General features: G+C 52.7%; 19 protein-coding genes. 9 read left to right on the forward strand and 10 right to left on the reverse strand.

Features of this window, described 5'->3' with window-relative positions:
• From RI501_RS12065 to RI501_RS12080, 4 genes are all read left to right on the forward strand, one after another.
• A complete protein-coding gene (locus RI501_RS12065) occupies window positions 1-951 on the forward strand; it encodes an ABC transporter permease (protein ID WP_313822924.1) in 951 nt (316 codons plus the stop codon).
• 208 nt (window positions 952-1,159) lie between these two features.
• The gene (locus RI501_RS12070; protein ID WP_313822926.1) at window positions 1,160-2,968 is read left to right on the forward strand and encodes an oligopeptide ABC transporter substrate-binding protein; all 1,809 of its coding nucleotides are present in this window, start codon (window positions 1,160-1,162) and stop codon (window positions 2,966-2,968) included.
• A 229-nt stretch (window positions 2,969-3,197) separates the two neighbouring features.
• Window positions 3,198-4,127, forward strand: coding sequence for an IS30-like element ISLpl1 family transposase (locus RI501_RS12075; RefSeq protein ID WP_313819825.1), 930 nt, complete (start codon window positions 3,198-3,200; stop codon window positions 4,125-4,127).
• 50 nt (window positions 4,128-4,177) lie between these two features.
• Window positions 4,178-5,167, forward strand: a complete 990-nt coding sequence (locus RI501_RS12080) for a hypothetical protein (protein WP_313822928.1) — start codon at window positions 4,178-4,180, stop codon at window positions 5,165-5,167.
• Between the two features lie 103 nt (window positions 5,168-5,270).
• On the opposite strand, the gene RI501_RS12085 is transcribed toward RI501_RS12080, so the two are convergent.
• The 6 genes from RI501_RS12085 to RI501_RS12110 form a co-directional block, all read right to left on the reverse strand.
• Window positions 5,271-8,303, reverse strand: coding sequence for a YfhO family protein (locus tag RI501_RS12085; protein WP_313822930.1), 3,033 nt, complete (start codon window positions 8,301-8,303; stop codon window positions 5,271-5,273).
• Between the two features lie 529 nt (window positions 8,304-8,832).
• Window positions 8,833-9,015 carry a hypothetical protein gene (locus tag RI501_RS12090; RefSeq protein ID WP_313822933.1) on the reverse strand — a complete coding sequence of 61 codons (183 nt, stop codon included), beginning with the start codon at window positions 9,013-9,015 and terminating at the stop codon, window positions 8,833-8,835.
• Between the two features lie 17 nt (window positions 9,016-9,032).
• Window positions 9,033-9,809 carry a hypothetical protein gene (locus tag RI501_RS12095; protein ID WP_313822935.1) on the reverse strand — a complete coding sequence of 259 codons (777 nt, stop codon included), beginning with the start codon at window positions 9,807-9,809 and terminating at the stop codon, window positions 9,033-9,035.
• Between the two features lie 22 nt (window positions 9,810-9,831).
• Window positions 9,832-10,605, reverse strand: coding sequence for a hypothetical protein (locus RI501_RS12100; protein ID WP_313822937.1), 774 nt, complete (start codon window positions 10,603-10,605; stop codon window positions 9,832-9,834).
• A 20-nt stretch (window positions 10,606-10,625) separates the two neighbouring features.
• Window positions 10,626-11,381: a hypothetical protein gene (locus RI501_RS12105; protein ID WP_313822939.1), complete on the reverse strand. Its 756-nt coding sequence runs from the start codon at window positions 11,379-11,381 to the stop codon at window positions 10,626-10,628.
• Window positions 11,368-12,087, reverse strand: coding sequence for an ATP-binding cassette domain-containing protein (locus tag RI501_RS12110; RefSeq protein WP_313822941.1), 720 nt, complete (start codon window positions 12,085-12,087; stop codon window positions 11,368-11,370). The genes RI501_RS12105 and RI501_RS12110 overlap by 14 nt, the downstream gene beginning before the upstream one ends.
• Before the next feature lie 478 nt (window positions 12,088-12,565).
• Here RI501_RS12110 and RI501_RS12115 point away from each other — a divergent pair, with 478 nt between their 5' ends.
• Together RI501_RS12115 and RI501_RS12120 are read left to right on the forward strand one after the other, a co-directional pair.
• Window positions 12,566-13,021: a universal stress protein gene (locus RI501_RS12115; protein ID WP_313822943.1), complete on the forward strand. Its 456-nt coding sequence runs from the start codon at window positions 12,566-12,568 to the stop codon at window positions 13,019-13,021.
• Window positions 13,022-13,094: 73 nt separating this feature from the next.
• Window positions 13,095-13,985: an RluA family pseudouridine synthase gene (locus RI501_RS12120; RefSeq protein WP_313822945.1), complete on the forward strand. Its 891-nt coding sequence runs from the start codon at window positions 13,095-13,097 to the stop codon at window positions 13,983-13,985.
• 55 nt (window positions 13,986-14,040) lie between these two features.
• Here the strand turns inward: RI501_RS12120 and RI501_RS12125 are convergent, their stop codons facing one another.
• On the reverse strand, window positions 14,041-14,265 hold the full coding sequence (locus RI501_RS12125; RefSeq protein ID WP_313822946.1) for a hypothetical protein: 225 nt from the start codon (window positions 14,263-14,265) through the stop codon (window positions 14,041-14,043).
• Window positions 14,266-14,464: 199 nt separating this feature from the next.
• Here RI501_RS12125 and RI501_RS12130 point away from each other — a divergent pair, with 199 nt between their 5' ends.
• Window positions 14,465-14,659, forward strand: a complete 195-nt coding sequence (locus RI501_RS12130; protein WP_313822948.1) for a hypothetical protein — start codon at window positions 14,465-14,467, stop codon at window positions 14,657-14,659.
• A gap of 63 nt (window positions 14,660-14,722) precedes the next feature.
• On the opposite strand, the gene RI501_RS12135 is transcribed toward RI501_RS12130, so the two are convergent.
• Together RI501_RS12135 and RI501_RS12140 are read right to left on the reverse strand one after the other, a co-directional pair.
• The gene (locus RI501_RS12135; RefSeq protein ID WP_313822950.1) at window positions 14,723-14,929 is read right to left on the reverse strand and encodes a hypothetical protein; all 207 of its coding nucleotides are present in this window, start codon (window positions 14,927-14,929) and stop codon (window positions 14,723-14,725) included.
• 2 nt (window positions 14,930-14,931) lie between these two features.
• On the reverse strand, window positions 14,932-15,162 hold the full coding sequence (locus RI501_RS12140; protein ID WP_313822952.1) for a hypothetical protein: 231 nt from the start codon (window positions 15,160-15,162) through the stop codon (window positions 14,932-14,934).
• 304 nt (window positions 15,163-15,466) lie between these two features.
• Between RI501_RS12140 and RI501_RS12145 the strand changes: the two genes are divergently transcribed.
• Window positions 15,467-15,673: a hypothetical protein gene (locus RI501_RS12145; RefSeq protein WP_313822954.1), complete on the forward strand. Its 207-nt coding sequence runs from the start codon at window positions 15,467-15,469 to the stop codon at window positions 15,671-15,673.
• An 89-nt stretch (window positions 15,674-15,762) separates the two neighbouring features.
• On the opposite strand, the gene RI501_RS12150 is transcribed toward RI501_RS12145, so the two are convergent.
• Window positions 15,763-16,116: a hypothetical protein gene (locus RI501_RS12150; protein ID WP_313822956.1), complete on the reverse strand. Its 354-nt coding sequence runs from the start codon at window positions 16,114-16,116 to the stop codon at window positions 15,763-15,765.
• A 303-nt stretch (window positions 16,117-16,419) separates the two neighbouring features.
• Between RI501_RS12150 and RI501_RS12155 the strand changes: the two genes are divergently transcribed.
• Window positions 16,420-16,692: a hypothetical protein gene (locus RI501_RS12155; RefSeq protein ID WP_313822958.1), complete on the forward strand. Its 273-nt coding sequence runs from the start codon at window positions 16,420-16,422 to the stop codon at window positions 16,690-16,692.

Here is a 16,692-nt window from a genome sequence, read left to right on the forward strand (position 1 = left end):
ATGGCAGCAAATTTTAATCAACATTCTGATATTTCGGCGGCCGACCTGAATCGCCTTACCCAAGAAGCCAACGCCGAAGCCACTCCGTCTTCCGCCAAGATCATCTGGAGCGAGTTCAAGGCCGACAAACCGGCCATGGCCGCCCTCATCATCGTGGTGGGTTTCATCCTCTTCGTGATGATTGCCACGCTGTTTATCAACACGCCAAAGATGATGGAGACCAACATCATGGACTACTTCGACAAACCCGGCACCGACGGCTTGTGGCTGGGCGCCGATTCCGCCGGCCGGTCCGTGGCGCAACAATTGATCGTGGGCTCGCGTAACTCGATTGGCATCGCCATCGGGCTGACCCTGATCTCGTCGACCTTTGGGATCTGCTGGGGGCTTATCTCCGGGTACTTTAACGGCTACATCGACTGGGGCATGCAACGGGTCTACGACTTCATGATGATGCTGCCGATGACCATGATGATCATCGTGCTGGTCACCATCATCAAGAACTACAACGCCGTCACCCTGACGTTAATCTTCTCCATCTTCTACTGGGAAGGCACGTCGCGGCTGATTCGCTCCCGTACGCTAGCCGAATCCGAGAAGGACTACGTTGCCGCGTCCAAGGCGTCCGGCACTAGCCACCTCAAGATCATCTTTAGAGAAATCATGCCCAACGTCTCGTCGCTGATTATCGTCGACACCACCCTGTCCTTCGCCGAAAACATTGGGGTTGAAACCGGGTTGTCCTACCTGGGCTTCGGGTTACCCAATCAGACCCCGTCTTTAGGGACCATGATTTCTAACGCCAACGACCCCAACAACATCACCCAATACTGGTGGACCTGGTTACCCGCGGCTTTGGAAATTATTGTGTTGTGTCTTTCCATCAGCTACATTGGCCAGGTCATCCGGCGGGCCGCCGATGCCTCCCAACGGCACGGTGCGACCGACTAATCAATAACTATTGGCCGAACACTGCTAGACCCGTTTATCCAGCAGCGAGCGGTCCACGTGACAACTTCCATTTGAGGCGATGGTGCTTACCTAGTCACCGATACATCGCAACATCGGTTTTAGACCAGTCCCCGTTCCTGAGGAGAAACCTCGATTGGCCCAGTTTTGAGGAACCACATACAAGGACATAATAAGGGGGAACCAACCAATGGTAAAAAAGAACAAACTCGTTCTCTCAGCGATGGCCGTGTTAGCCACGTTGAGTTTAGCCGCTTGCGGCAGTAAGAAGAGTACGTCTGACGCCGTCGATAACGGTGCTTCAGTCAAACTGTCATCGGTCTATAAGAACACTGCGAAGAGTACCACTGCCGCCAACAACACCACGTTGAAGGTCGCGGAGCCTAACGATTCGCCATTCCAAGGAATTTCTGATTCCGTTCTGTCGACTAACCAAGAAGACGCCGACGTCTTTGCTCCTGGTGGTCAAGACCAACTCTTCAACGTCGATAAGAATTACAAGATCATCGATGGTGGGATGGCCAACCTACGTTTGAGCCGTAAGACTAACACCGCAACCATCACGCTCCGCAAAAACGCTAAGTGGTCCAACGGCGCCAAGGTAACTGCCAAGGATATTGAGTACGCTTACGAAGTCATCGCTAACAAGAACACGACTTCACAACAATATTCCTCCGACTTCAACGCCATCAAGGGCATGACCGCTTACCACACCGGCAAGTCCAAGACAATTTCGGGCATCACCTATCCCGATGGTCAAACCGGCCGGACAGCCGTGATTCATTACACTCACGTAACACCGGCAATGAAGTTCTTAGGAAACTCTTTCTTGTGGGGCACCGTGGAACCTTACGAATACATCAAAAACGTTCCCATTGCTAAGTTAGCCGCCTCTAAGCAAGTCCGGAAAAACCCTATCTTTACTGGGGCCTACAAACTGGATAAGGTGGTTGAAGGCGAATCTACGACTTGGTCACCTAATAAGTACTACTGGGGTAAGAAAGCCCAAATCAAGCACATCAACATCAACGTGGTTTCCTCTAACAACATTGATAAGGCGATCCAATCCAAGAAGTACGACTTCACGTCCCCGACTGGTGTTATGCACGGAACCGATTACAAGCAATTAAAGGGTCTGAAGAACTATCACGTCGTCGGCCAAGCCGCTTTAAGTTACGACTACTTCGGCTTTAACGTGGGGCACTACGACACCAAGACGGGTAAGAACGTCATGGATAAGAACAGTAAGATGGCTAACAAGAACTTACGTCAGGCCATGATGTACGCGTTGAATCTTGACCAAATCACCAAGAAGTTCGGTAACGGCATGACTTGGCGGGCCAACACCTTAATCCCACCAGTCTTCCAGAAGTACTGGGATTCTAGCGCTAAAGGTTTCCCATTGAACCTTAAGAAGGCCAACAAGTTGCTCGACCAAGCCGGTTACAAGAAACGTAACGGTAGCAAGTGGCGGTCTGATCCGGATGGCAAGAAATTAAAGATCTACTTCGGTGCCATGACCGGGACCTCCGCCCAAGCTGCCGAATACCAAGATTACCTGCAACAATGGCACAAAATTGGGTTGGACGTTCAATTCACCGGTGGTAAGACCATGGAAATGAACAGTTTCTACTCCACCCTGCAATCACCAAAGCAAAGCAAGATCGACGTCTACGCCGCTGCATGGGGCCTGTCCTCCGAACCAACGCCAACGCAACTTTATGGCGAAGAAGCAACCTACAACATGGGCCACTTCGTTTCGAAGAAGAACACGCAACTAATCAACGACATGAACAGCAGCAAGGCTTGGAACGACACCTACCGGACCAAGATTTTCAAGGAATGGCAGAAGTACATGAACGACCAAGCCGCCGTTGCCCCAGGTTCCTTCGCCTACACTTGGAGCCCCGTCAACAAGCGGGTCAAGGGGTACGATGTTAGCCCAGCTAACAACGACTTCTGGAGTAACTTGTCGTTAACGTCTACCAACGTGCAATAAGTTTAACTCGTTTGTATCATTAGAAAAATTGGCCAGTAATCCCGTGAGGTTGCTGACCAATTTTTTTGTGTCGCCAGGTTCCGTCCCCCGATTACTAGATTAATCTAGTTCAGAAACGATAAAGGTGCTAGGTAGATTGTAAAATTAATCCGAACGCTGTTCGGACAAAAAAGATCAGCTTCCTTTAAAATGGTGTTTACCACAAACCCATCTTTTAGGAGCTGATCTTTTGTCTAGTATAACCTATTCCGAACGAATTAAAATCGAAACCTTTTGTGAACTAGGGCTGTCCAATATCCAAATGGGCGTTCGGCTGAACCGATCACCGTCAACAATTTCTTATGAATTATCTCGATGTCAACCTTATCAGGCTGAATTAGCACAAACAGATGCCGAATACAAGCGATCACGATGTGGTCGGAAAACTAAGCTGAGCGATGAGTTAAAGCAAAAAATTCTCAACCATTTACGTCTAAGCTGGTCACCAGGAATGATTGCTCACGAATTTAAACTAGCTACTAAATCTATTTATAATTGGCTAAATCAGGGGAGAATTGATTTCTCCTTGAATGATCTACCTGAACATGGCGTACGCCAACGGCGTAACGTTGACCAACGATCCAAATATAATCAATCTTTGGGGCGATCAATTGAACAGCGTCCCATGATGATTAATCAACGTAATCGCATCGGCGATTTTGAACTAGATACAGTCGTTGGTCCTCGTGGGCATAGTAAGGCAGTTTTATTAACTTTAATCGATCGAAAATCACGGTTCCTTTGGGCATACCGGTTAAAAGATCGAACGACAGCGAGTGTTAATGAAGCACTGACTAAGTTCCTAACAACTTTTAATGGACCGGTGCACAGTTTTACTGTGGACCGTGGTACTGAGTTTAGTGGGCTAGTATCATTTGAATCACAATATGGTATTAAGACCTATTACTGTCATGCTTATACGCCAGCTGAACGTGGTAGTAATGAACGCTTTAATCGGAATTTACGTTATTTTTATCCTAAGGGGACTCGTTTTGAGCACATTAGTGCTCAAGATTTAACGACGACGTTACTCCAAATTAACCAGCGACCGCTTAAAATACTCGACTGGCAAACACCGTATCAGGTTATGCTGACCAATTTGTCCAAAAATTCGGATTAAATTTGCAATCTACCGCTACACTAAATTTAGTTAATCGAGGAGGAAAACACATGAAGCAAACTGCACAAGTCGCACTGGCCCTGGGGATGGGCCTAGCGCTAAGTCTCGGATTCACCACCACGGCTGCGGCCAGCCAGCACTATTCGACCGCCCGCGCTAACTCGGTCAAGTTGGTCTGGCGCGCCAAGATGGGCCGCCATGCCTACACGGCCACCCAGGGCGCACGTTATTCGAAACACCTGGGCGTTCGTTATAGTGCCAACCAGGCAACGGCCAACGTCACCTGGTACACCGACGCCCACGAGAAATTGTACGAAAAAGGCAAGTATAAATCCGCAATCTACTATCACGTGACCAGCGCGGATGGCACCCTCCAGGGGTGGATCTGGCGCGGCTACCTGAAGGCCGGTAGCGGTAGCGCCACCACCACCACGACCACTACCCCGACCACGACGTCAACTTCCAGTTCCCGGACGACTCCCCTGGCCTTTCCCACCAAGGATGGGGACACCTACCGCTGGTTTGGCGGCAAGCTCGCCCAAGCCGTCTCGGATCAGCTGACTCACGATGGCTACCATACCAGTCGCAACCTCGCCGAAGTCGAACAAAGTATTAATCTGTACTTTGACGATTGGTCCGGCACCATGACCTCCCAGACGATTACTCGCGAGAGCTGGGACGAATTCGATCTGATTACCGGAAAGCTGCAGCCCAGCGACGTCCACTTTGCCTTTTCCGGTAAGGGGGGCACCCTTGGGAGCAGTGACCTCAAGGATGCCAATCAACCGACCAAGAGCGATTGGACCACTGACGAACTGGCTCGTAACACGGGGGCGGCACTGGATCAGCAACAGCGCACCACGGGAACCCTGGTGCCCCGGTTAGCCCGCTACTTCGAAAGTATTCTCGATAAACATCACGCCAGCTACTTTAATCTCGACCTGGATTACAACAATCCGACGCACACCGCCAACCACGATGCTCTAAACTTCGACTTTCTCTACACGGCGGTGCCTGACGGGCCCCACGCCGACAACTAAGTCCCGAGTTGGTACTCGTGAACCAAGCTCAAAACGCCCCCTATTCCGGATGCGGAATAAGGGGCGTTTTGGCGTTCATCCTATGCTGGTTAGGTGACTTCGGCTAATCTTCTCGTCGGCGGTTACTGAACTGATAAGCGCCCACTAAGCCCGTCACGATGAGGCCCACCACCGTCAGGCCGACGCCCAACCGGAAGCCCGGCGTGTGATAGGTTAGGCGAATTCGGTGCGTTCCCGCGGGCAACTGAGCACCCACGAAGCCGACGTTGACCCGCTTAACGGGCGTTGTCTTCCCATCCACGGTCAGGTGCCACCCCGCCGAATACGGCATCGAGGTGGTCAGAATCGTGGCTTGCGGGGACCGACTCGTCCCGGTGACCACGCCGTTGTTGACTCGCAACTGCTGGAGATTTTGGCGCTTCAGCTGGGTCATCTGCCGCGCGTAGGCTGACCCGAACGGGACGGCAATTAGCTTGGCCGACTTAAACGTCAAGCCTTGGACCCCCTGAAAGCTGACCGTGACCTTGCGCCGCGGGGCCTTCGAGTAGCCTAGGTTGAGCAGAACCTTCCGTTTAGGTTGGTAGTCCGACAGGTTGGTCTGCCCCAGTTGACTGTAGCCGGTCACGTTCTTGAAGCTGGTGGCTTTCACCGTGTAGGCCCCGTCACTCTGCCGCCAGATGGCACTGCGCAGCGTGTTCAGTCGCTGAATCCCGGTAAACGCCTGATTCTGAAAAATCTCGGTATTGCGCTTAGCGTGATACTTATCGCGTACCGACAAGCGTTGGGCCTGAATCCCGTCGAGCTCCAGGTAGAGCTCTGTCTTGGCCGTTCGTTGCGGCTGGGTCAAGCGCAGCTGATAGGTGATGGGTTGGGCCTGAATATCACTGGTTACCGCCTTCAACCCGGTGCGATTCTGCCGCCGGCTTTGCTTTAAGATCTGCCGGTTCTGGTGAATTAACTGGCTGAGCCGGTGCCGGTCGGTGTGTACACTGACCGACCGATCCTGGTTCTTCTGGGTCAACGCTCGTTGCGCCGTGGTGGCCAAGTCCGGATCGAGCTGATTGCCCTGTTGCCGGTAGGTCACCAGCTGGTCGAAACTATCGATCACCGTCTGATCACTGGGGTGGACCCGGTAAGCGAGTTGCCGCGCCGGGCTGTGGTACGTCGTGGTCGGCACCGCCGTGGTGGCCCCGTCGAGTAACGCGCCGGTGGTCAGGGCCCGCTCGCGGTCGACCCCGTTTAGCCGCGCGAACTGCCGCGCGCTGAGTTGGTGGGTCTGCAGGTAGGCCAACGGTAACGCGTACTTAGATTTTAAGATTAGGGTCCCGTAGTTGTTCCCGAAGGTGTGGACCGGCCGATCCCGATAGGTCAGTACCTTACCATTGCGTTTTACCGGATGATACCCGTACGGCAAGGCCTGTAGGTGCCGCTGGTTGGTCCGGGCGAAGAGGTACTTAACCCCTAACAGATTACTCATGGCGGTGCGACTATCCGCCTGATTGATGGGTTTATTCATCTTAAATTGCGAATTCTCAAGGGCCGTACTAAAGTCCCCCACGGCACCATTTTGGACCGAGAAGTAGGACATGATGTCGTGGGTTCCCAGGTTCATCCCCAGGTTGGTTTTGGCCTCATTGGCGTAATAGTACTGGCGACTGAGACTGCTACGGGCGAACCCCTTTTGGCATTTCACGTAGGCCTGGGCCCCGTCATAGTAGTCCTTTTGAAACTTAGTGGCTACCCCGCGGGGCACCAATTGCTGACTGGCCCCACCGGAATTCGGACTGAAGTAACCGTAGCTATTGGCCACCAGGTTCAGCCCCAAAATGCCCACTAACAAGGTCATTTGTTGGCGGACGGTCCAGTGAAACAGGGCACTCAGTAAGATGGCCCCCAGCGTCAAGAACAGGAACCCGTAGAGGACCAAGTCGTGCGTATCGTTGTTCAAGATGAAGCCGTTGGCCGCCCAGACCACGACTACCAGCCCCACCGTGGCTAAGACCAAGGTCAGCAGATCGCGCTGAGTCAAATCGCCGAGGTGGTCACAAAAGGTCATCACGGCCAGGCCAAAGGCCAGACACCCCAGCAAGAGCCAACGTTGTGACGGGGTGGTCCCCCCGTTCATCACGGCCGCCACCGCCGGCAACAGTAACCCGATGCCCAGCACGACCAGCCCCAGGTTCAACCAGAGGTAGCGTTTGAAGTGCCGCAACGTGTAGACTAACGCCAAAAACGTCAGCCCACTGACCCCCAGGTTGACCCAAAAACTCATCGGGTTTCCGGTGGTCACCAGCGCATTAGGCAGCCGCAGATAGTAGTTAAACGGGTAAAGCCAGTAACCGTTCGCAAACCCAGTTGTGGCCCGGGTTGAGTTGACGACGGCTAATGCGGACGGAATGAACAGGATGCTGCCCAGTAAAAAGCCTAGCCCTCCGGCGCCCAGCAATCGGGCCAGCAGGGTTCTTAACTTCAGCGTCAACGTGGCTTTAACGGCGCCGTAACGCAGGAGGGCGTATACCAGGCTCCCCAGCGCTAACACGTAGGCAAAATAAAAATTACTGATAAGCGCTAAGCCCGTTGCCCCCGCTAGCGGCAACCACGATTGTCCCCGGTACACGTGATCGATCCCGTAAGCCAGCAAGGGAAAGAGGATCATCTGCAGCAGGAAGAATGGGTGACGAATGCTGACGTACAGCGAAAAGCCGGTAAACGTGTAAGCCAGCGTCCCGATCAGCCGGCTACTAGGCTTGAAGGCCCGTTGCCGGGCAAACAACATAAACGCCAACCCACTAAAATAGAGCCGCACTAGAATGAGCAAATTGTAGCCCATTTCTAAGTGCCGCTTAGGGAAAAACGCGATGAGGTAACTAAACGGGTCGCCTAACACGTAATATGAAAACGTGGTGAGTTTATCGGCGTCCAGGCCCAGATTCCACGACCACCCACCCAGGTTACCCTGGTGGAGCCAGTCGTAGAACCGAACTAGGATGGGATAGTGTTGCGCTAACCCATCTCCCTGCCAGATAAAGGATTTACCGGTCAGGATAAAAATACCGTACATGAGTCCCGCTAAGACCAGGAAGCCTAACGTGTAGGCTCCGTAAGCGAGTTTGAATTTTTTGGTGGAATTAAACATAAGACGAACAAGCCCTCCCCTGGGTAAGATCATCTGCCAACCCGGTCCCTCCCGCAGAGGCCTAAAAGTTGGTGGGCTAACGGCATCATTAAGCAGCGTGGTCACTGAGGCGCTTAACTATCGCCGGACCATCGCCCAATATTAAACAATTGATTATCAATGAGTCAATGGTACCACGCCCACGGGGGGCACTGCGGCACTGAAACCGCGCTGAACGCCCCTAAGTTCACTGATCTGCCTAATTCTTAAGTTTCCCTGATGATTTCCCCTGATTAGTGAGCAAGTTTACTAGTCATCCGTCACAAAACTATAACCAGCAGATGACAGTTCAGTGTCAAATGATGACAAGACCCCCTAATTCTCGCCGCAGCGACAATCTAATTTGACGGTACACAAATTTAATGTGGGTAAAATAATGTCGTTAACCTCTCGGAATCTCACTGGCATCACAAAATGGGTGGGTCGCCAGTGGTCCACCCATAAAATTAAAAGGGCACCGTCATCCTCCCCGAATGACGGTGCCCGCTTCCTACACCTTAAAATATTTCCGCCGCGCGTAAGCGTCCCACAGTGCCATCACCAGTAAGACGATGCCGCTCAGCCCGAGACACAGGTGCCACTCCCACATGACGCCACCGAACGTATCTCGCCATAAGTTATAAAAATTCAACAACAAAATCATGGCTAACCAAAATTTCACGGATCTTAACATGTTTGCTTCCCCCGTTCCTAAACCCGGGCTTCCACCCAGTGACGCATCAGATACACGTTAACGCCACTCATCACAACCGTCCAAAAGACGGGCACCCCTAAACTGATCCAATCTTGCGCCGTGTCGGACACGTGCCCCACGATACGGGTCTGCACGTCCAGCCCCCAACTCACGACCATGATTCCCGCGTAAACCAGCAGGATGGCGAGCCCAATCTTGACCAATTTTTGCTGGAAGTTCGGTAAGCAGGCACTAATCGTGGTTACGATGAACTGGACCAGAATAACGGCCGCCCACACCCATAGCGTCACCAGGACCACCATCGCGGCAAGATAACCCAGCGTCAAATATAAGCTGGTATCCCGATAGCTGCTAGCACCACTATTGCTGAGGACGAAATTCCGGACTTGGTCCCGTTCGTGCTGATCCAACCACGGCCAGTTAAACCCAATCACCGTGAGGCCTAACCCGACGACCAGCACATAGACGTCGGCCATAAACGAACTGACTAAACTCGCCAGATACAGTTGCCACTCACGTACCGGCATTAACCGGTACGTCACACTCACCAATTCTTGGCTGCCACGCCGAGCCAAGTCGATCAAGGTCACGAGACCCCAGACTCCCGCGAAGGCTAAAAACGTGCCGGGAACATCCATCTCCGTAACCCCGTCCAGCCAGACTTGCACCCCTAGACTGACTGCTACGGTAATCAAATACAATCCGACTAACAGATTAGCTCGATGTAATTTGGGCCGCCAAAGGACCCGTAAACTCTCCTGAAACGTGGCCATGGCCAACGCCTCCCCTAAAAATTTAGTACTTAGCTTCCACCCAGTGTTTCAACAAATAAACGTTAAGGGTTCCCAATACGATCGCCGCCAACACCACCGCGACAAAACTATACGCCATGATGGGGACCAGCTGTTCCGTTAAGCCGTTAAAGAGCGTGTGTTGTAGTTCAAACAGCCAGACCATCACGCGAATAATCAGCCCAATCATCAGAACGGCGAGTACCAGCTTAATCAACCACTGTGCGACGTTGGGCAAGAAGGCGCTAATCGTGGTCACCACAAAGTGAATCGTACTAATGAGCATCCAGGCCAGGACACCCACCAGAAAGAACAGCGCCACGATGTAGGCCACGATGCCCCCGAGTTGTAGCGGTGAATAGTCACTATGGGCGCCGCGAAATAACTCGGCCAGCAGTTGATGCACATTGCCACCGCGAAACCCGAAGTAACTCACTAACATGATGGCCGACCGCACCACCAAGAAATACAACGCCCCGAGTGTGGTCGCGACCAACTCAGCTAGATAAAAGCTGGTGTTGGTCGCCGGCATTAGCCGGTAGGTCGCACTGGTATAGTCCTTTTCCATCTGCCACGCCAGCCAGACAAAGACCAACAGCCCGAATCCCGAGCCACTACCGACCGCCGCATTCGCCAGACTCATCCCGCTTAAACCGTTATGGAATCCCTGTAGTACCAGTGAGATCACCATAAACAGCAGATACAAGCCTAGAATCGAGTTCATATCGTGAAACTTGGGCCGCCACAGGGCCCGAAACATGGTTCTAAATCCCGTCACGTGTGTCACTCCCCTTCCCCTTAATACCGGGCTTCGACCCATCGCCGGAGCAGGTAAATGTTCACCCAGATTTCGACGGCCGCCCCGATCACGGCAATGACCAACAGATAAATCAGACTCGTTTGTAAGGCTTGGTGCGCCATCAATTGCGTCTGCAAGGCGCCCAGCCATTTATTCAGGAGGGTCAATAAACCAATCACCACGATGGCGATGATCACCTGGACCACCCGATTACGACCGTTGGGCAGAAAAGCACTCGCAACGTTGACCAGAAAATGAATCAGGGTAATGGAGATCCAGCCGGTAATCGTTAAGGCCACCAGGAGCAGGCCCACCAAGATTGCCCAATGCCACTCGTCCGCACCCATGTGCCGCGTCGTTTCGTGGATCATCTGTCCCAAACCGCTGTCCCGGTGCTCAAAGATTAGCCCAAGGCCCAAAATCCCTAAGCGAATTGCTGCCAGATAAGCAAAGGCGACGACCGTCGTGGCCAAGCCGGCCAGGTAGACCGTCGCGTTGGTCGCCGGAAACAGCCGGTAGGTGTCGCTCACGTAATCGCGTTCCGTCTGCACCGTTAACCAGATGAAGGCCACCAAGCCCCAGCCAAAGCCGACACCGCCACTAACGCTGGTGAAGTCCAGATTAGCCCAGCCGTCACTCCACAACTGACCACCCAAGGTCACCGCCAGAAGCAGCAGATAAATCACCAATAAAATGTTGACGATGCGAAATTTCGACCGCCACATGCTCCGAAAGGTTTCGCTAAAGCTCGTCATCGTGAATATCCCCTCCGTACACGCTTTCGTAGAAGTCTTCGACCCCGATGCCGAACTGGCTGCGGATCTCCTCGCTACTCTTATGCGTGCAAACCGTGCGGTCCTTGATAATCACCACTTCGTCGAGTAACGCCGCAATCTCGGTGACGTAGTGGTCACTGATCAGCATGGTGGCGTCGTCGGCCTTCCACTTGATGATGCTGCTGATGATGCGCTTACGACTCATACTGTCGATCCCATTAAAGGGTTCGTCCAGCAAGTAAACGGCGGCTTGGCGCGCTAGGGTCAACGCGATGATGAACTTCTCGCGGGTCCCGCGGGACAACTTGTTCAATTCCAAGTCGTCGTCAATCTGTAAGAACGTCACTAAATCTATGTACTTCTTAGCGGAGAAATCCGGGTAGACCGTCGCGTAGACGTCGCGAATCTGACTCAGCTTGCTCCCCGGCCGAAACCCCTGTAAGGCTTCGGTGAAGCTGATCAACCCGCGGCGTTGGGTCCCGTCGGTCTTTTGATTGATGGCGATGGTGCCCTTGGCCCCCTTGGCGACATCGGCCATCAGGCGCATCAAGGTGGTTTTCCCGGCACCGTTTTCCCCTAACAGGCCGACCACCTTCCCCGTCGCAATCTGTAAGTTGACGTGTTCCAAAATCGTTTTGGTGTTCTTGCGGTACGTTAAATCCGTAATTTCGATGGCGTTAGTCATCCGCTACTCCTCCTTATTTGCCGGTATATCGGCTTAACTGGCTGCGTGCAACCTGGGCCTCAGGGCGGTGCTGCCGAATCCACGACCAAGTTCCCTACGCCGTAACCAACGCACTTGATCATCGTCACGAGCTCCACTCAACTAGTGTTCTACTTCTCTATTACACAATAACATACGATTTCTGATGTGCCAACCCCCCTGGCCCAATTCACCGGGAAATGCGTGATTGTGAACGTGCACAATCCTAGAGCCTGGTCCCGAATCTCGGGTGCCCCTTCGGAGAAAAGTGCGGTATAATGAACTCCGAAAAGTAATGATGGAAACCCACGGGCAAAAGGTGTTGGCGCTTAGGGGCACCAGGGCTTGTTTTCATCATTTTCATGCTGGTCGCTAGGAAATTAAGGGCTTACATGGTCGATAATAAATGATATAGTATAAGTAAGGTTTCTACATGCATCGTGAAGGGGTGGCATCCATTATGTTACAACAATATCAAAATATTCTGGTTCCCGTTGATGGTTCAAAAGCAACCCAACCAGTTCTCGAAAAAGCAATTGAAGTCGCGAAGCGGAACAAAACGCACCTGGACATTTTAAATGTGCTGGAAGTCAACCAATTCAGCGATACTTACGGTGGCGCTGTTAGTGGCGACGTCATCTACAAGTTATCGCAAGATGTCCAGGACCGCCTAGATGCGCTGAAGCAAAAGGCCATCGACGCCGGGGTACCCGACGTCAGCATCCACGTTCGGTTCGGGAATCCTAAGCCCGTCATCGCCCGCGAATTCCCTGCGGACCACGATACGGAACTGATCGTGATTGGCTCCACCGGGTTAACCGCCGTGGAACGCCTGATGGTCGGCTCCGTCACCAACTACGTCAGTCGCTCCGCCATCTGCGACGTGCTGATTGTTAAGCCAACACCGACGAAATAATCTTTCTAATGACGGAACCTGCCATCCGCGGACGGCAGGTTCTTTTGTTATCCCCAAGGAGGACTCCCTAATCATGCATTGGACGTACACCCGTCACTACCCGTTAGACCAACCCGCCCGCACCGTGCGGGCGTTACTAAGCGCCTGGTTGATTCCTAGTCACCTGATTCACAGCCTACGCGTGGGCCAACGGGTGCTGGTCAACGACCGCTACCGCTCGATGAACCAACTGGTCTACCCCGGCGAGCGGCTCACGTTGACCTTCGTGCCGACCGACTTCACGCACCCGTTTCCGGCCGTCGACCCGGACAGCGCGGCCACGGTCAGCGTGCTGTACGAAACGGCCGACCTGCTGGTCATCAATAAGACCCGCGGCAGTAAGACCCACCCCAACCAACCGGGCGAACGGGGGACCACACTGAACCACGTGGCGGCCTACCTGGGGCCGGACCAGCCGGGGCCCTACATTCTGAGCCGTCTGGACCAGGAAACCACCGGCGCATTACTGATGACCAAGACGCCGGCCGTGGTGCCCCTCATGGTCCGCAATATTGCCGAAAAGCGCGTGCAACGCACCTACCTGGCCTGGGTCCACGGTACTTTGACCGACGAGGGCACCTTTGACGCCCCGATCGGCCGCGACCCGTTGGATAAGCGCAAGCGTCAAGTCAACGGCGACCACGCCCAACGCGCCGTCACCCATTACCGGGTGGTCGACCACCAGCCGGGCGCGACGTTGGTTCAGCTCTGGTTGGAGACCGGCCGGACCCACCAACTGCGGGTTCACCTGGCCGCCAGCGGTCATCCCCTGGTGGGTGACCCGCTCTACGGCCCGGGTGACGGTCGTCGCTTACGGCTGCATTGCTGGCGGTTGGCCTTTCCGCAGCCGTTTACCCTGGGCGATGAGTTGACCACGGTCACGGCGCCGGTCCCCAGTGAGTTCGACGAATTGAATTTAGGTTAAAAATAAGGCCTTCTCGGCTGGTTAATCCGGGAAGGCCACTTTTAATTTCAATTGTTTAATGCAGATACCCCCGATGATTAACGTGGGTTGGCCGGTGTTCCGTCCCCAACCAAACATCATAGACCACCGAAACCAGCAGAATGATGGCCCCACCACCAACCACTAGACTAAACCACCAGTTGAACTGCGCGGGCGTTGCTTGAAAAATTCCCCGTAGATTGCCCAACAATACTAACGCAACCCAAAACCGTACCGATTTAACCAGCTTCAATACCCGCATGGTAATTTCCCCTTTCAAGCAAGGTAATACTGTTATTTTCAGTCTACCACGGCAGTTTTTAGTTGTTAAATACCAGACACTAGTATGGGACTCAACTAGTTGTCAGCATCGTTTGCTCGTCCCAACAGATGAGCGTATACTAAAATTATTAGATATAGTCTTCACAATTTATCAATCACCTTGTTAGGAGTGGGTGCGAATGTTTCGTCAATTTTTAGCTCGCTGGGGGAACAGCTTGAGCTTGCTGCTGGTTTTAGGCCTGGGCTTACACACGGCCACAACGCTACCGGTAGGTCCGAAATTAGTCGTGGATTTAGGTGGCGTGGCGCTGTTAGGCTTCGGGTTATGGCAGGTTAACCATCAGTCGATCGCCGAAAAACGGTCATTAAAATGAAAACCAAAACAGATTAGGGACGTTTACCAATCGTAAACGTTCCTAATCTGTTTTTACTAGCGACTAATCCAGTTCTATGCGAATGACCTGATACCGTACGCGCAACCCCAATGGCACCACGCGTTGTTGAGTCATTATCACCTTGACATCCCGGTGTCCATCTAACACCACCAACGATGAGGCCCCCACAAACCAGACTGGTAGCGACAATTCTGCCATCATCAATAGGCTGCCCCAAGGTACCATGATCCGTTCTGCTGAAGCCTGCAAGTTCAACCCCCGTGGTGACCCGTAAATAAACGTAATACGCCATGAAAGTAAGCACCCCGAATCACCGAAATCCAGAACAAAATCAGAAACGGCCACCCAAATGGTCCCCGCGGCCGATTATAGGCAATTACGGGTGTTACCACTCGCCAGCCAAACGTCATCCCCGCCCAGACAAAGTTTCCAATCAAAAGGGCCCATAACCCGACAAGTAACCACCCTGTTTTTCGACGCAAATTTTTGACCTCCCCAGTCAGTTTGTCAGCCAAATACGCCTTAAGTATAGACCATTAGTCACTCATTCGATTAATAGTTATCATAAATAAATAATCCTATTGAGCGATTCATCATAAGGAAGATCAACTACTAATACCTCGCGACCAATAAACGCCTTATTTACCGTTCTCTGTCGTTTCAAAATCACCCTATTTCCCAACGATTTTTACGTTTTGACCGGTTCAATCTAGCCTGGATGCTATAGTTGATTTTGTCGGGCCTGCGTCCGGCAATAATCTAACTGGATTGGAGAAATGACACTAAATGAAAGCTAAACTTAGCGCTTTGTGGCTCACAATCTGCTATGCCAACCTGACTGGCCTGTTCGCTCACTTCATGACCAACCTCATCACCGATCGCTGGTCCGGAATTGCTCTGGCCTTACGCCTACTGCTCATCATTGCCATGGGCTTAAGTGTCGTGGGAACCGTCCGTCATTTTCTAAAATTAATCACGCCTCATCGGGCCTAATCTAACGACCGTGGGAATCTTTCCACGGTCGTTTTTCAATGCACTCAAAAACGCCCAACCCAAAAGTTAGGCGTTTCGCACGCTCAATTCTAATAGTGCTGAGCAGATTTGAGTACCCGGTAATGGGTCACCCCATAATGGGCGTTCACCGTCACGCGCACCCACTGGCCATACCGAAACGGTCCCGGATTGTCACTGTTGGTCTTTAGCGTCACCATCCGCGAATGGCCCGCCGCGTTCACCGCGCGGCCCTGGTAAACGGATCCCGTGATTGGATAGTTGACGGGCTGACTTAACGGCCGCGTCCCCACCCTGTGGGTGATGCGCAGGTCATAGGTCGTCCCGCCATAACGATAAACACTCCAGCCGGCTAAGCCTAACCCTTCCAGCACCAACAAGCCCGTCGCTAGCCATCCCCAATATCGTCCGATGAAATTTTTCAAATTCAGTTCCCCCAAGGTCATCAATGGTGGATCGGCCCGTCAGCCACCCGCTGCCGCGGTTCCCCGTGGTTGACCGGTCAATCCTCATTTCTAGACTAACCTATCCGCCCATTCCCGGCAACGTTTACCAAAGCGCTCGTCAAATCCTAAGTAAATCGTTAGAAACGTAGCGGTCAATCTTTTTTCGACTAATCACTTAAATCGATTAATGATTAAATAAATCCCGGAATTTTTTTTAAGCGTTACCAATTAATTAGATTCTTCTCATTTTCGATGGTACACTAAGGCTAAGGAAGTGACCAAATGATGCTTAAACCACCGGCTCGCCACGAATGTTTCGCCCTACCACAGAAAAGTGGTGCGCTTCTCTTGATTCCCGCCACGCAACGACTCCTATTTGCCGACTTACTGACGTACCAAGAAATTGCCGCCGACCTCAACGATACCTTCGATGATCCGGGGATTGATGAAGCGGCCCGCAGCCAATGGTTAACCTACCTCGACGAACGGGCCACCCAAGCGGGGCAACCGCTAGACGTGGCCGCCTTGGAGGATTGTCTCTTTTTACTCGATTGA

Origin of the sequence: Levilactobacillus zymae (assembly GCF_032190635.1) — a bacterium.
In the GTDB taxonomy this organism is placed as follows: Bacteria; Bacillota; Bacilli; order Lactobacillales; family Lactobacillaceae; genus Levilactobacillus; species Levilactobacillus zymae_A.

Bases quoted from the DNA above. Each gene is read 5' to 3' on its own strand.
- RI501_RS12070 (WP_313822926.1), top strand. From the start codon at position 1,160: ATGGTAAAAAAGAACAAACTCGTTCTCTCAGCGATGGCCGTGTTAGCC.
- RI501_RS12145 (WP_313822954.1), top strand. From the start codon at position 15,467: ATGAAAGCTAAACTTAGCGCTTTGTGGCTCACAATCTGCTATGCCAAC.
- RI501_RS12120 (WP_313822945.1), top strand. From the start codon at position 13,095: ATGCATTGGACGTACACCCGTCACTACCCGTTAGACCAACCCGCCCGC.
- RI501_RS12155 (WP_313822958.1), top strand. From the start codon at position 16,420: ATGATGCTTAAACCACCGGCTCGCCACGAATGTTTCGCCCTACCACAG.
- RI501_RS12105 (WP_313822939.1), bottom strand. From the start codon at position 11,381: ATGACGAGCTTTAGCGAAACCTTTCGGAGCATGTGGCGGTCGAAATTT.
- RI501_RS12080 (WP_313822928.1), top strand. From the start codon at position 4,178: ATGAAGCAAACTGCACAAGTCGCACTGGCCCTGGGGATGGGCCTAGCG.
- RI501_RS12090 (WP_313822933.1), bottom strand. From the start codon at position 9,015: ATGTTAAGATCCGTGAAATTTTGGTTAGCCATGATTTTGTTGTTGAAT.
- RI501_RS12130 (WP_313822948.1), top strand. From the start codon at position 14,465: ATGTTTCGTCAATTTTTAGCTCGCTGGGGGAACAGCTTGAGCTTGCTG.
- RI501_RS12085 (WP_313822930.1), bottom strand. From the start codon at position 8,303: ATGTTTAATTCCACCAAAAAATTCAAACTCGCTTACGGAGCCTACACG.
- RI501_RS12110 (WP_313822941.1), bottom strand. From the start codon at position 12,087: ATGACTAACGCCATCGAAATTACGGATTTAACGTACCGCAAGAACACC.
- RI501_RS12115 (WP_313822943.1), top strand. From the start codon at position 12,566: ATGTTACAACAATATCAAAATATTCTGGTTCCCGTTGATGGTTCAAAA.
- RI501_RS12065 (WP_313822924.1), top strand. From the start codon at position 1: ATGGCAGCAAATTTTAATCAACATTCTGATATTTCGGCGGCCGACCTG.
- RI501_RS12125 (WP_313822946.1), bottom strand. From the start codon at position 14,265: ATGCGGGTATTGAAGCTGGTTAAATCGGTACGGTTTTGGGTTGCGTTA.
- RI501_RS12095 (WP_313822935.1), bottom strand. From the start codon at position 9,809: ATGGCCACGTTTCAGGAGAGTTTACGGGTCCTTTGGCGGCCCAAATTA.